The sequence below is a fragment of the endosymbiont of Galathealinum brachiosum genome, from assembly GCA_003349885.1.
Classification (GTDB): domain Bacteria; phylum Pseudomonadota; class Gammaproteobacteria; order SZUA-229; family SZUA-229; genus SZUA-229.
Window position 1 is genome coordinate 85,572 of record QFXC01000007.1, and the last position, 15,416, is coordinate 100,987.

A 15,416-nucleotide genomic window follows, 5' to 3' on the forward strand; every position below is an offset into this window, starting at 1 on the left:
GATTTTATCGTAGACTCACACATTGCATTCAGACCATACCATTGAAAATTGCTCCTGCATTTTCAAGATACCGTACATCCTGTACATAAAAAAACCGCAGCATATGCTGCGGTTTTTTATGTCTTTGAAATAACAACTACTGCAGTAATCCCTGCAGTTTCATCAACTGGGTTTCACCACTGTTGTCATCGACGCCATCATTGTCATTGATAATATAAATATCACCATTAGACAGTACTGCCGAACCTTCAACTTTTTCATAAACCAGTCCATTTGCATTTCTCAGGTCATCGATCAGGTCATCAACCAGCGTCTTGGAAACAGTATCACCATCAACAAGACTGGCCACACTGAATTTATACAGACGTTTAATGGAAGCATCCGGCCCAGCCTGGTTATCGCGTTCAACAACTAGCATTTCGCCATTACCCAACGACGTAATATCCGACACACCTACCCAGCCACCGTTTTGCGAAGTCGCTGCATCCAGAGGGTAAAAATAGAACATCCAGGTTTTTGCAGTCAGGTCATAAACTCCAATACGCGGATTACTTTCCAGTGTTGACACGGGATTCAGCGGATCTGTGAAGTCAACTGACTCAACCCAGGCACGCTGGAATGCCACATAGAGCTTGCCGTTATACTCTGTAACACCTTCAAAACCGAATCGACGCTGCTTATCATTGATTGCAGCAGGCAGTTCAATTACCTCCTCTATCACACCACTGGTATCCGTTTTGAAGATCAGGTTCAATTTCTCAATCGGTCGCGCTTTGCTTTCCAGCGCACCGGAGTTAGTGTCTACGGTTGTAGCATCCGTTGTGTTAAACACCGTGCCAGCACCTTCAGATACAACCCAGAAACCGGCACCGTCAAGTCGTAGAGCGATACCTTCAGGATCGATGTTCACAGATTTGTCAGCACTGATCATAGTCGCCAGATCAACATCGTCGAAGGCATCAAGATCTTCGTTCACACCAGACGTACTGATACTGGCGAAGACGTCGTTACTGTCCATAATTTTGTTCGCAGCATTCAGCTCAGCCGGTGTTTTCGATATATCGATTGTAAATATTCGATTGCTGCCATAAAAACTGTCTTCAACTGCATACAATATATCATCGCTGTTAATGTCCGCCGCAAGCCCCGACATCGCACCCCAGGCAATGGGCACACCATTGTTATCCACAGATTGTAAGGTTGGGTAACGGACTTCACCGTCGCCATATTCGTAGATATTAAGTGAAGAACGCATCTTGTCACCGCGATTATCTTTTTCACTGGCAACGATTAGCAGGTTTCGTGAAGCAATAGTCAGGGCACCTTCTGGGCCAACACCAGCCGGTAATGTCTGTTTGTATATCGGGTTTGTCGGATCATTCACATTATATACAAATACCAGACTGGAACGTTCGGAGTTAACAAACAGAAATTTATCTTTTCCAAATGTACCGGTTTTGACGTTTTCTGGTTCGTTACCTTTATTCTCTGAACGTTTTTCAGGGTAATGCCCTAAGCGAACCGTGCGCAGATCTAACTCATTGCCAACATCATGTACTACGTTGCCGTTAAGATCAAAAATAGTATAACCGCGACTGCCGCCATTCATATCACCTTCATCAGCGGTAGCAAAATAGCTCGTATCTATCCACACTACACCATCTGGTTCACGCAATCGGGCTGGCTGACTATCAGTCAATTCAATCAAACGTGGTTTAGCTTCACTGGTATCGATATTACTAAGATTGGTACTGCCAGCAGTGAAATCATTTATGACCGTGCCGGTTACCAAATCCACCAGCGCTATGTGATTATTTTCCTGCATCGTTACCACTGCAATATTGTCACTATTGATATCAACAAATTCTGGTTCAGGATCTGTTGGCGCAATATCAGCAAGACCGATCATCGATACATTACTGACACTCCAGTTTGTCGGCTCAGCATCGCTGATATCAATCACATCCAGAGAACCGGCTGGCAGTTGCGGATTGATACCGATGTCAGCACCACCGACATGATCTTCATCACGCTCATTCTCAATAGCGACAGCTGCATATAAACCATCTGGGCTAACAGCGACCGAGTCTGGTTGTCCCGCCAGAGTAAGTGTAGCCACCACAGTACGGTCTGTTATATCAACCACTTTTAACTCACCAGAAGTATTAACAAAATCAGTTGAGGTATTAACACCGACCAGTGCGTAATTCCCCTTCACCGCAACCGAGGTTGGCTCCCCGCCCATGGCCAGAGTGCCCAGTCCAACGGGTGAAGCAGAGTTGCTTATATCAACAAAGCCAACTTTTTCAGCTGGGCTGTCAGAATAAACCAGGGTATTACCATCTTCACTTGCAGCAACAATTTCAGCTGCTGTTTCATCATCAGTATTACAACTACTATCGATTTGCATACATACTGGATAGGTAGCGATACGATTGAATACTTTCGTCTCGACTGACTCGGAATCATTCGAACAACCGGTAATACCAGCTACTGTGATACTAACTGCTAGTGCAATTGTGCTTTTGTTAAACATTTTACCCTCTTTAATATTCTGAAAGAGGCATATCATACGAACGATTTATGACAGTTTATTTACATGAAAACGACACTATTGTTACAACATAAAAGATTGCTGCAGCACAGCTAACTCATAATAATTTTATGTTAGAGAGACATGCTACAACATAATGAAGCGAAAACTGTTGATGATGTTAGGCATTAGGGAAAACGAATAACCGCAAATTGCTACGAATAAAAAATATAAAACTAAGCGGTGTGGTGCACCACATGCATACTAACAAAAAATTTGCGTTTGTTAGCATTCATATGCGTTTTCATTTTCTTGTATCTTTAAAATATACAAGTGTCTTCTTCTGGCTATATCCTACACTCCTTCAAGCCTGAATCCAGGCTTTCCAAATTAATCGATTGAGAAGATATAAATTCCAGAATGGAATAGATTAGCTCCGTTTGAATAGAAACCTGAAACTCATTGCGAGTTGAATTAATCTGTATCCAGCTATCTTCTACATGTAATACGCCTTTAACTCTTTCAATAACGCCAGTATCAAGTGCATTTTTTATAAAAGAATGAAGTTTTTGCTTGCTGAAAACGCTCTCTCCCGCAACCCTCCAGCCCACACTAAAATAACCATTAGCATGACCCTCAACCATGAACCAGTTAACATTATTAGCCACAATATCACACGCACCATCAACGTGTTGATGAGCCTGATTAGTGTTATGCAGCTCGGGATATGCGACGGGTCTATTTTGTGATCTGGGTAAATCAAGCCAGTCTAACTGCAATCTTCCCTGCTCTACCATTACGACTTTTAATTTCGGCGATTCAAATCCCATCGCATAATCAGTAAATAGCTGCTTATCTTCTTCGGAGTATGTGTCTAGCTTACTGGCAATCAGTATGTCTGCAAGATTTGACTGATCAATGAATATTTCATTTTTAGTATATTTTTCATCGCTTAACTGTCGTGCATCCAGCAAATTAATTACAGCCTTTAAATCCAGTACCGTTTGGTAAAACTCACCTGTTAATGAGTCAATTAATTTTGCAGGGTGCCCTAACCCCGTCGGCTCGATAATAATGCGCTGAGGCTTGATGGATCGAATAATCTGATTTAAACCGACACTTAATGACTGGCTACCAACACAACAAAGACAGCCACCCGCGATTTCCTTTATCTCAACATCATCATTTTTTAATAATGCACCATCAATACCTATTTGACCAAACTCATTAACGATAACCGCCCATATCTCAGATTCTGGCTTCTGTTTTAATAAAGACTGTATTGCAGTTGTTTTTCCTGCGCCGAGAAACCCAGAGATAATGTTTGTTGGGATATTTTTATATGTTGTCACCAGTTACCCATGAATAATAAATATATTTTAAAAGAAAACTTCTGAGAGCATTACAAGCCATTCAACAATGGCAGATTATTTTAGAACCAATTAAAATAATTAATCTAAATTTAGAGACACACTCTAATAATGGGGATATATTATTTTAAAACTGATGACTTTAAATGAGCACTAATTTGCTTTCAGTCAGAAGAGTTACTTCATAATATCAACATGTATACCCTGCTCTTCAAGCTTATCCGCTCTAGCATCAATATATCGTTGAAAATTAGATTGTGCTTTATAAGAGCCACTACTTACATAATCCATAACTGACTGAACATGAAAAGCTTTCAGATATGCATCACTTCTAAACACCTCTTCACCTTGTTGATTAAAGTAAACCAGACTCGGCGCATACTGAATATTTAAGGATTTAGCCCATTCTTTTATGCTCGATTTTTTTCCACCGGGTTGAGTGATTTTTTCATCCGACCACATATCTAACACAGATACATTTAATTTAGCCAACTGCTCAATCGATTCTTTTCGCTTTAAAATATCGCTGTGTAACTCATCACACTCTACACATTGTTTTTGTTCAAACATAACCAGTTGATATTTATCTGATGTTTTACTGAAATCATAAGGTGACTTTACAGTTTCAATATCTTTATATATTTTACCCTTTGTTTTAACTTGGGAGACTCTGGCTAAAAACGATCTAAATTTTTCATTTTTATCATGATGACCTAAAACATAATCTAATGCCGCATTAAATTTAGCAGGATGATAGTAACCGTTAGTGCGTAATACCGCTTTACCTTCTTCATTAAAGAAAAGCAATGTAGGTGTATACATTACCTTAAGACGTTCGGCAAAATCTTTTTCTGTAGTTTCAATATCACCAAAACTTACATCTCTATCACCCCAGATATTCAACGAAATCACATCAAAATTAGATCTGGTTTTTTCTGCAATATCACGCTGGCCAAAATTATCCTGTAATATTTTTTTACAATAGGGACAACCATCCTGATAAAAAAACACCATCAGACGCTTACCCGATTTTCGAGCATCCTCTATATCTTCGTCCAGATCTAAAAAGGAATTTTTAAACCAGGCAGGTTGTTCTTCATAACCCGGGTTCACCATACCTTCGGACAAGCTACCTTCCGTCTTTGCAGTAACATTCTGCATATAAAGAAAAGGTAATATAATAATTAATTTAACGACGTTTATCATGACTTGACTTCTGACGATTAGAGGACGTACCGGTACGTTTTGATGATGGTTTTTTTGCACTACCAGATCCCGACCGTGCATTTCCACCTCCGTTACTTCTACTCCGACCACCCTGACCTCTGGTTGTTTGTTTACGGCCCTGCATGCGAAATACCTTTTTTACAGGCACGCCTGATTTTAACGATGCATCATATTCAATACCCGCAAGCACTGCCAGCTCACGAATCGTTTTAGGATCCAGTTCATAAAATCGTCCCGGACGATTACTTTTAGTCATTAAAACCGAGCCATAACGAACTCGTATCAGGCGACTAACTTTAAGATCAACCGCTTCCCACATACGACGCACTTCTCGATTTCGCCCTTCCATCAAAACAACATGATACCAGCGATTAAAACTGGAAGACGCCCCGGGTGAGCCATCTTCATTTGTCGTTTCAACAATATCCTCAAATCTGGCTTTGCCATCTTCAAGCTCAACACCATGGGTTAACTTTTTAAGCTGCTCGGCACTGGCCTTACCCATAACACGTACAGCATATTCACGCTGCAACTGACTAGACGGGTGCATCAATTTATTTGCCAGATCACCATCATCGGTTAATAATATTAACCCTGACGTATTGATATCCAGACGGCCAACGGCTATCCATCGACTGTGCTTCAAACCCGGTGCATGATCAAAAATGGTTGCTCGCCCTTCGGGGTCGCTTCGGGTACACACCTCACCTTCAGGTTTGTGGTACATCAACACCCTCGGCAATGTCTGCTGTACATCACGTATAATAATTTTACGCCCGCTGTACATAATAACGTCACCGGTTTCAACCTGTTGCCCTAACTCAACAACCTCACCATTAAGCTGAATTAAACCTTCTTTAATCCAACCTTCGATCGCGCGTCGAGAACCCAGCCCCTGTCGGGCCAGCGCTTTTTGTATACGTTCTTTACTCATAAAATGAATCTTTTCCGGATAAAACAATGAAAAACTGATTAATCTGCATTGTACTACTTTCTCATGCTCAATAGGCCGCTTACATATCTATTTCGCACGCTGCAAGTCAATATATTTATACTATACTCGAAGGATTGAATCATTTTTCGCAGTTTTTTAATAACTGCCTGTTGCCATGACCATAAGCACAAAACTGAAAAAAGTCCTGTTCAAACTGAGCAACCTTTATTTTCCTTTTAACAACCTGAGCCCCGAGCGCTTACAGGAAATTGTTAATCACATTCGTATTATTGAACTGCAACAGGATGAAATACTACAGATGAGGGGCTCCCGATCTCAGGATTATCTGTACCTGATGGAAGGTGAAATAGACATCATTTGCGAAGGTAATATTCGCACTATAACTAACCCTGAAGATACTCAGCGCAGTCCGGTTTTATTACCCAATGAAAAAAGTAGCTGCAGCATTATCGCTAAATCCAATTGCATTATCAGCCATGCTAATCGGGATATACTAGATACCATTATTGCCTGGGATCATATTGGTCGTGAAACCCGTAATACGGTTAAATACATTGATATGATACGAAATACTCTGGTATTTCAACGTTTACCCATAGAATATATTGAAAGCGCTTTCTCCCGCATGAAACCATCCCGCTTTAACAAAGGCGAAACCATACCGGCAGATAAAAGTGATGCATATTATTTAATATTAAGCGGACGAGCTGAAGTTCAACGATTTGATAGCATAAGTCAGAATTTCAAACGTATTACTGAACTGGGCATCGGTGATATCTTTGGTGATGAAGCTCAGGTTTCGAGCAAAAACACCGATGAAACCGTCGTTATGCTTGAAGACAGTGAAATACTCATTTTGGGTAAAGACGACTATCAACAACTAAAAAGCCGCCCCAAAGTGCCGACTGTTCAGGCGCAGGTAGCTAAAACCATGCTGGATAATGGCTATAAACTACTAGATGTCCGTTACCCTGAAGAATATAACGAAAATCGAATTCCTGGCGCAGTACCAATACCGCTGTCAGAATTGCAAAATCAACTCAGTAAACTTAATGACCAGCAACCCTACATCATCTATTGCCACTCCGGGCCCAGAAGTGCTGTTGCCACTTTAATATTACATGAGCACAATTTTGAAGCACTTTCACTGGAAGGCGGTATTAGAGACTGGCCTTACGAAGTCGAAGAAGCATCAGCTAAGCCTAATATTGTGCCTCTAGCAAAGAAATTCCACTAGATATGGTAGACATTCTTCACAAAACCGGATAAAAGGCATAGATTTTACTTTTCCCCAGCTCTACACTGATGATATACAGGAATTTGAACCTGTGAATGCAAAACATTAGAAAACGGGGATTTTATGACTACAGACTACTCTGAAAAACGTAACTTCTTTCGCATGAACCTTGAGTGTGATGCGGAGTACACAATCAATGGGTCGGGCAATCAAAAATCAGGCAAAGTAAGCGATCTAAGTGGTGATGGTATCTCAATCATTGCTGACCAGTCGGTTAATCCTGGTACAGAGGTACGTGTATCAATTCAACCTGAAAATGATGTGACACCACCACTTGATATCGTAATGGAAGTCACTCGTTGTGAAGAACAGGACGCTGAAAGCTTTTTACTTGCGGGTAATATAACTAAGCGATAATATTTCTGCTGATTAACGACTGATCGGCGAGATCGTTTCTACTTCTCCACCAGCTGGATCCCAGCTGGAGCAAATTTACTCCCCCTCAATAAATTACCATACACATATTAATCCCTCCTAAATCGACTACAATCTAGTTAACCATTTATCTATCTTAAACCTGATTAAGTAGGTACATACATGTGAAACCTCTCACTAATATAATTAATGAGAAAAAATCCACTTATAATCCAAATTTATCCAGCTTGATCGTATTCATTATAATATGCACAACTTTAATAGGGTTTTCTTTATACTGGAATATTAATCGACTACATGATGAAAAAATTGATGACGCACTGACAGAAGCAAAAGCAAACTGGAACAAGGATCAGGCTTTTCGCATCTGGGCAACCAAACACGGAGGCGTATATGTAAAACCAGATGATCGCACACCTCCCAACACCTTCCTTAAACACATCCCCAATCGAGACATAGTTACAACAGAAGGTATAAAGCTGACACTAATGAATCCGGCTTATATGATGCGCCAGATGATCGAAGAATATGAGGAGGATTATGGAATCAAAGGTAGTATTACAGGAAAAATAACATTAAACCCTATAAACCATGCAGATGAATGGGAATCTCAGGCACTCGATAGATTTAAAACAGGAGAAAGTGAAGTTTACGAAGAGTCAACGATAAACGGTGAACCTTACTTACGTTACATGAAACCGATGGTCATGGAGGAAGGATGTATTAAGTGCCATGGTCACCTTGGTTTTAAAGTAGGTGATATTAGAGGCGGAGTAAGTGTTTCCATCAAATTAAAACCATACTTAAATCTGATTAATACCAGTATTCGTTCAATAACAATAGACCACATAGTCGTGCTTATGGTTTTCTATATCGGAATTTTTTCTTATAGCCGTGTAGATAAAAAAAGGTACATCGCACAGAAGGCATACGAAAAAAACCGCATACAATATGAAATTAATCTAGAAAAAAAAGTAAAATCAAGAACGCTTGAATTAAAAAACAAGGAACGTGAATCAAATGAGATCACACGTAAACTTGAAGAAATAATGAATAACGCAGCAGATGGAATAATAACTTCAGATGAAAGAGGCGTTATTATTAGTTTTAATCGGGCAGCTGAAAACATGTTCGGGTACTCATCTGAAGAAACAATAGGTAGAAGCCTTAACATACTTTTACCTGATTCATCAAAAAACACACATGATAGTTACATTAATAAATACCTCCACACTGGTATATCTACTATTATTGGTTCTTCCCGGGTTTTAGAGGCAAAGAGAAAGAATGCGGAATGTTTCCCTATTAACATTGCCATTAGTGAAATAAAAATTAATGAAAAAAGAATTTTCACAGCCATCTTTCATGACATAACAAAACAAAAACAAAATGAAATAGAGCTTATACAGGCAAAAAATGACGCTGAAAACGCCAATAAAGTAAAAACTGATTTTATCTCAGCCATGTCTCACGACTTAAGAACACCATTAAATGCTGTGTTGGGTTTTTGCCAACTGCTTGCAACCAACCAGGAAGAACCATTAACAGAAAATCAGAAAGATAATGTTAAAGAAATTATGGATGGCGGGAATCACTTATTACATTTAATAAACGACATACTTGATCTGGCAAAAATTGAAGCCGGAAAAATATCACTCAATACTGAATCGATAAATGTATACTCAATAATCGATGAATGCATCACTCTGGTAAAAACATTAACCAATGAAAAAAACATTATAATAAAGAACCACTTAAAAATATCTAATAATTATTTTGTTCGTGCTGATAATACTCGCCTTAAACAGATATTATTAAACCTTCTTTCGAATGCCATAAAATACAACAATGATAATGGCTCTATAGATATAAACCTGACAGAAATAAGTAATAATTATTTGAAAATTTGCATTATAGATAATGGAACAGGCATTCCTGAGAACAAACAACATCAGGTTTTTAATCCCTTCACAAGATTTCACTCCAGTGCTCAGCACATTGAAGGAACAGGTATAGGTCTCACTGTTTCTAAACAGTTAATTGAAGCAATGAATGGAAACATTAATTTCAAAAGCAAATTAAATCAAGGCAGTTCATTCTGTATTGAACTGCCTAAAGCAGACAAAACAAAAATAACAAAACACTCAGAAATAAATAATACTACCAATTCTAAATTACACCCTGAAAACACGAGCACTCTACTATACGTTGAAGACAACCCCCAAAGTCTAAAACTAATGGAAAAACTCGTAACAAGCCTTACATATATAAAGATGATATCCGCAACAAATGCCGAAGAAGGCGTAAAAATAGCAACAGACAAACAGCCCGATATAATTATTATGGATATTAACCTACCGGGAATAAGTGGTATTGATGCACTTAAGTTACTAAAACAGAATAATAAAACGAAAAATATACCTGTAATAGCATTAAGTGCAGCAGCAACACAAAGAGATATTAATCAGGGAATGGAGTCTGGTTTTTGTTGTTATTTAACTAAGCCTGTCAATGTAGAAGAAATCACTATTGAATTAAATTCAATTCTAAATAGGTCCCGAAAAATAAGTTAAATATACTTTTATAAACAAACTGCTGACGCTATTTCAGGCAAACTGATTAAGCAACACAGGAGCTGGCTCTGTCTGAGCCGTTGCCATAAAATTACTGATTGCAGCAGCAGGTGGTTCACTACTTTGCAAATTCGCAGACTCTGCTGACGATACCGCTGGTGATGAGCTTTCGACTGCTGGCACTGTATCGACAGCCTTCTCATTAGTTGATGAAGAAACAGATTCTATAGCTTGTTCATTTTCTTCTAACTTAGCTTCTTCTCTGCGCTGAATAGCTAGGTCAACTCGCGCTCGCGAAGCCAGCTGATTAGCATTGGCCGCAACCCTTAAATCCTGAGGAGAAGGATTAGCTGGCGCCAGAGCAGCTGCTCTAATCTGATCAGCCTTACTTAAAGTAGCCTGCGGGTCATTCGCAACAGGCGAAACATCTAACCTGACTTCGCCACCTATGGCATAGGTACGACCATCGGGACCGGCTTGAAAGGTAAAACTGGGGCCACCTCTTACAAGACTTCCACCCGCTGCAACGTGAGCGGCCTCATGCGCTCTTACCTCACGATCACGTGCACGTAACTGTCGAAGAAGGTTATCATCCTGTTGCTTCTGAACTTTTTCAGCTTCTTTATCTTCAGAATTAAGATTAGACGAGCGAGTTACATCATTAACACGCCTTGATGAACTGGTGCCAACTGGATTACTACTTTGAATATTTTGTGAGCTATTTACAATCATAAGACACTTCTACTGTAAGCACTTAAGACCAGAAAAAATGATTAGTTCAGTTTACGCCTATGCGCGTATATCAATAATACTACCAACAACTTCATCAATTGCTGAAACAACTTTTGCAGAAGCCTGAGCCTGAACTTTATTTTGCTCTAGATCCAGAAGAGAACCTTCTAGATTCGACCCCTGACCGGCCTTATTTAGCTGATCAGCGCTGGCAATTTCTGATGCATTTTTACGCAAACCATCCAGACCACGCTGAATACCCTGCACTGCTTCACTTTGAACTGACAAAACGCCCATATCGATACTCCAGACGAAATTATACTTAATCAATTTATATCATAATGTAGCCATTATTTCAATTTTGAGTGCTGAAACGTCGCTCTAATACGATAACTGGTGAAAAACCACGTATAAAGCAATGAGAATGGGAGTTTTTGTGGAAGCCGGGCTTAATCTGCGATTTAACCTGGAAACATCGTGAACTAAATAAAGCCCGCCCCTACACTGTAATAACGAACTATAGAGAGCTACATTAAAACAGGCAAAACGATTAGTTTATAACAGGTTCTTCTTCATTTCTGTCAGCAAGCTCATCTGCTCCATCATCACTTTCAGTAGTTAGAGAATTTTCAGCTTCATTATCATCATTTTCGACGATATTTTCTGAAGTTTCTGAAGTTTCTGAAACCTCTGAAGCCTCTGAAGTTTCTGAAGCTTCTGAAGCTTCTGAAGCTTCTGAAGCTTCTGAAGCCTCTGAAGCCTCTGAAGCCTCTGAAGCCTCTGAAGCCTCTGAAGCCTCTGAAGCCTCTGAAGCCTCTGATCTCTCCAAGCCTTCTCCTGCTTCAGCTGCCGGTACTTCCTGCTCAAGTGCCAGTTCAGGATGTAATTTATCAAGATCGGTAATATCTGCCAGACTCGGCAATTCATCGAGGCTTTTCAGGTTGAAATAATCAAGGAAATCACGTGTTGTACCATACATCGAAGGGCGACCCGGTACATCTTTATGCCCTAAAACCCGTACCCACTCGCGTTCTGTCAGAGTTTTAACAATATGACTGCTTACACTTACACCACGTATTTCTTCTATTTCACCGCGGGTAATAGGTTGTCTATAAGCAATTAATACCAGTGTTTCTAATAATGCTCTGGAATAACGGGGTGGTTTTTCTTCCCACATGCGAGAAACCCAGGGTGCATTTGAAGGCTCTACCTGCATTCTATAACCGCTGGCAACCTCTTTAAGCTCTATACCACGACCTTCATAGTCTGCCTGTAACTCCTGCAATGCCTGCAGAATGTTATCTTTGCTTGGGGGTTGCTCTTCATCAGCTTCAAACAATGCTTCTAACTTACGCATTTCCATTGGCTGGTCTGCTGTCAGTAAAACGGCTTCAATAATATTTTTTAACTTTGCTTGTTCCATAACTAACTATTCTTGTATATCCAGATCAGGCGGCAACTCAGAATCGCTAGCCGCTTTTACATAAATAGGTGCAAATGGCTCAGACTGAACCAGATCAATCATTGCACCTTTCAATAACTCTAATATAGCCATAAAGGTCACTACAATACCTTTGCGACCCTCGGCATAATCAAACAGGCTGGTAAAGTCAGTAAAACCATCCGTAGTAACCGAAGCCAATACCGCTGTCATTTTTTCACGAATTGATAACGTCTCGCGCTGAATCATATGGCTACTACTTACATCAACCCGATTAAGAATATCTTTAAAAGCAGTGAGAAGTTCGCGTAAATCTACTTCCGGCTCGGGTCGGGTTAACTCAAGTGGTGGTGCTTCAGCTTTAGCGACCCAGCTATCACGTTCCTGACGTGGTATTTCATTCAGATTTTCAGCTGCCTGCTTAAAACGCTCATATTCCTGTAAACGACGTACCAGCTCAGCCCGTGGATCATCCTCATCATCTTCTGATTCAGGACGAGGCAACAGCATACGAGATTTAATTTCCGCCAACATAGCAGCCATCAACAGATATTCTGCTGCCAGCTCAAAACGCATGGTTTCCATCATTTCAATATACTGCATGTACTGTTTAGTGATATTAGCAATAGGAATATCCAGCACATCCAGATTCTGCCGTTTAATTAAATACAGCAGTAAATCCAGTGGCCCTTCAAAAGCCTCCATAAAGACTTCAAGCGCATCCGGCGGAATATATAAATCCTCGGGCAATAAAGCCAGCGGCTCACCCTGAACTACCGCAAAGGGCATTTCAGTTTGTGCTGGTGGCTCTTTCGATGCCGAGTCTTCAATGTTAACGGGTTGATTCATTCAATTTATTCTAATGTTAATTTGTAGATACACCTTCAGGGCCACCTACAACACAATAATATTCATCTACTTTAACAAATATTTATTTGAGGTAGCCATACAGGGTAAGCTGGATAGTTACCGGCTTAAGCACATAACCTTACGTATCTCATCTAGTGTATCACGTGCAACATCACGTGCCGCCTCACTTCCTTCATCAATTATTGCCTGCACGGCTGAAGGGTCATCCAGATAATCCTTAGCACGCTCACGTATGGGTTTAAGCTCGGCAACCATTGCATCGATAACCGGCTGTTTGCAATCTACACAACCTATGCCCGCTGAAGTGCAACCTTCTCTAACCCATTGTTTTTTTTCATCATCTGAATAAACTTCATGTAACTGCCATACTGGACAACGATCTGGATCACCCGGATCAGTACGACGCACACGGTTAGTATCCGTCGGCATTGTCCGAAGTTTCTGCGATATATCATCCGGGCTTTCTCGTAGAGAAATCGTATTACGATAAGATTTGGACATTTTGCGCCCATCCAGACCCGGCATTTTAGATGCAGGCGTTAGTAACGCCTGAGGCTCAGGTAAAATTATTTTTCCTGCGCCTTCCAGAAAACCAAATAAACGCTCACGATCACCGAGAGAAATATTCTGTTGATTTTCAAGTAACGCCTTAGCAACCTCTAATGCCTGCTGATCACCCTGCTCGGTATAACGCTTACGTAAATCGCGATAAAGTCGAGCATCTTTCTTACCCATCTTTTTAATTGCAGATTCCGCTTTTTCTTCAAATCCGGGCTCTCGACCATATATATGATTAAAACGACGTGCCACCTCACGGGTAAGCTCAACGTGCGCAACCTGATCTTCACCTACAGGCACCTGGCCAGCTTTGTAGACCAGAATATCAGCCGATTGCAGTAATGGGTAACCCAGAAAACCATAGGTTGCCAGATCTTTTTCTTTAAGCGCTTCCTGCTGATCTTTATAAGTAGGCACACGCTCAAGCCAGCTCAGAGGTGTAATCATAGAAAGCAATAAATGTAATTCCGCATGCTCTGGTACACGAGACTGTATAAAGATTTTAGATGAACCGGGGCTCACACCCGCTGCCAGCCAGTCAATGACCATATCATTTGTGCTTTCAGCAATAATGCGAGGATCATCATAATGCGTGGTCAATGCATGCCAGTCGGCCACAAAAAAGAAACACTCATATTCGTGCTGTAAATTAACCCAGTTTTTTAAAACTCCGTGATAGTGCCCCAGATGCAGTAGACCTGTCGGCCGCATACCTGATAATACACGCTGGTGTTGCGTTAGAACTGAACTCAAAATTTCTCCTAAAAACCAAGCAATTCGCTATAGTTTTGATTATTACATTTTTCTCTGCAGGCACCTTTCAGGCACGCCTACATCAACCTAAACCAAAAAGGCCAAATAAATTCTTTTGCACCATCTCTACCATGGGCATGAGTATTTTACCTAGAATTCCTGTGACTAAAAGCAAAATAACCAGCCACATACCGTAACGCTCTGATCGAACAAATATAACCGCCCATTTAAACGGTAAAACACCGGTAACAATACGCCCACCATCTAAAGGAAGCATGGGTAATAAATTAACCACCATCAATATAATATTAATGATGACGCCTATACCGGACATATATTTAACCGCATTTGCAACCGCGCCAGAAGGGATAAACTTATATGACAACATTAATACAAACGTCCAGAAGACAGCCATAATAAAGTTTGAAAGTGGCCCCGCCAGCGCGACAAGCGCCATATCTTTCTGAGGGTGCTCAAATTTACGCACATCAACAGGCACTGGTTTGGCATAACCAAACGCAAAACCGGTAACAAGAATCATCACAACCGGTATTAACACTGTACCGATTGGGTCTATATGTTTAATCGGGTTTGCCGTTATACGCCCAAGGTCTCTGGCGGTAGAATCACCCAGTTTAAATGCCACCCACCCATGAGCTGCCTCATGCAGTGTTATAGCCATAATTATCGGGAACAGGGCCAGCAGAATTTTATAAACTTCATCCATTTATG

General features: G+C 40.5%; 13 protein-coding genes. 3 read left to right on the forward strand and 10 right to left on the reverse strand.

What is annotated here, in order from left to right; genetic code table 11:
- Nucleotides 1–136 precede the first annotated feature (136 nt).
- The 4 genes from DIZ80_03005 to DIZ80_03020 form a co-directional block, all read right to left on the reverse strand.
- Nucleotides 137–2,572 (reverse strand): alkaline phosphatase, encoded by a 2,436-nt coding sequence (locus DIZ80_03005; GenBank protein RDH84463.1) that lies wholly within the window; start codon nucleotides 2,570–2,572, stop codon nucleotides 137–139.
- A gap of 308 nt (nucleotides 2,573–2,880) precedes the next feature.
- Nucleotides 2,881–3,885, reverse strand: a complete 1,005-nt coding sequence (locus DIZ80_03010; GenBank protein RDH84464.1) for a GTP-binding protein — start codon at nucleotides 3,883–3,885, stop codon at nucleotides 2,881–2,883.
- A gap of 195 nt (nucleotides 3,886–4,080) precedes the next feature.
- Nucleotides 4,081–5,190, reverse strand: a complete 1,110-nt coding sequence (locus DIZ80_03015) for a thioredoxin (GenBank protein RDH84465.1) — start codon at nucleotides 5,188–5,190, stop codon at nucleotides 4,081–4,083.
- Nucleotides 5,093–6,064: a 23S rRNA pseudouridylate synthase B gene (locus DIZ80_03020; protein RDH84466.1), complete on the reverse strand. Its 972-nt coding sequence runs from the start codon at nucleotides 6,062–6,064 to the stop codon at nucleotides 5,093–5,095. Before DIZ80_03020 ends, DIZ80_03015 begins: the two co-directional genes overlap by 98 nt.
- 175 nt (nucleotides 6,065–6,239) lie before the next feature.
- On the opposite strand from DIZ80_03020, the gene DIZ80_03025 reads away from it, so the two are divergent.
- The 3 genes from DIZ80_03025 (at nucleotide 6,240) to DIZ80_03035 (ending at nucleotide 10,330) form a co-directional block, all read left to right on the forward strand.
- Nucleotides 6,240–7,322: a hypothetical protein gene (locus DIZ80_03025; GenBank protein ID RDH84467.1), complete on the forward strand. Its 1,083-nt coding sequence runs from the start codon at nucleotides 6,240–6,242 to the stop codon at nucleotides 7,320–7,322.
- 123 nt (nucleotides 7,323–7,445) lie between these two features.
- Nucleotides 7,446–7,739 carry a PilZ domain-containing protein gene (locus DIZ80_03030; GenBank protein RDH84468.1) on the forward strand — a complete coding sequence of 98 codons (294 nt, stop codon included), beginning with the start codon at nucleotides 7,446–7,448 and terminating at the stop codon, nucleotides 7,737–7,739.
- A gap of 182 nt (nucleotides 7,740–7,921) precedes the next feature.
- Nucleotides 7,922–10,330, forward strand: a complete 2,409-nt coding sequence (locus DIZ80_03035) for a hypothetical protein (GenBank protein ID RDH84469.1) — start codon at nucleotides 7,922–7,924, stop codon at nucleotides 10,328–10,330.
- Nucleotides 10,331–10,363: 33 nt separating this feature from the next.
- Here DIZ80_03035 and DIZ80_03040 read toward each other — a convergent pair whose 3' ends face one another.
- From DIZ80_03040 to DIZ80_03065, 6 genes are all read right to left on the reverse strand, one after another.
- Nucleotides 10,364–11,062: a hypothetical protein gene (locus DIZ80_03040; GenBank protein RDH84470.1), complete on the reverse strand. Its 699-nt coding sequence runs from the start codon at nucleotides 11,060–11,062 to the stop codon at nucleotides 10,364–10,366.
- 57 nt (nucleotides 11,063–11,119) lie between these two features.
- Nucleotides 11,120–11,359, reverse strand: coding sequence for a hypothetical protein (locus DIZ80_03045; GenBank protein ID RDH84471.1), 240 nt, complete (start codon nucleotides 11,357–11,359; stop codon nucleotides 11,120–11,122).
- Between the two features lie 253 nt (nucleotides 11,360–11,612).
- Nucleotides 11,613–12,485 carry an SMC-Scp complex subunit ScpB gene (gene scpB / locus DIZ80_03050; protein ID RDH84472.1) on the reverse strand — a complete coding sequence of 291 codons (873 nt, stop codon included), beginning with the start codon at nucleotides 12,483–12,485 and terminating at the stop codon, nucleotides 11,613–11,615.
- Nucleotides 12,486–12,491: 6 nt separating this feature from the next.
- A complete protein-coding gene (locus DIZ80_03055) occupies nucleotides 12,492–13,352 on the reverse strand; it encodes a segregation/condensation protein A (GenBank protein RDH84473.1) in 861 nt (286 codons plus the stop codon).
- 117 nt (nucleotides 13,353–13,469) lie between these two features.
- Nucleotides 13,470–14,684: a tryptophan--tRNA ligase gene (locus DIZ80_03060; protein ID RDH84474.1), complete on the reverse strand. Its 1,215-nt coding sequence runs from the start codon at nucleotides 14,682–14,684 to the stop codon at nucleotides 13,470–13,472.
- Nucleotides 14,685–14,766: 82 nt separating this feature from the next.
- Entirely contained in the window at nucleotides 14,767–15,411 is a 645-nt protein-coding gene (locus tag DIZ80_03065) for a site-2 protease family protein (GenBank protein ID RDH84475.1), read from the reverse strand.
- Nucleotides 15,412–15,416 lie beyond the last annotated feature (5 nt).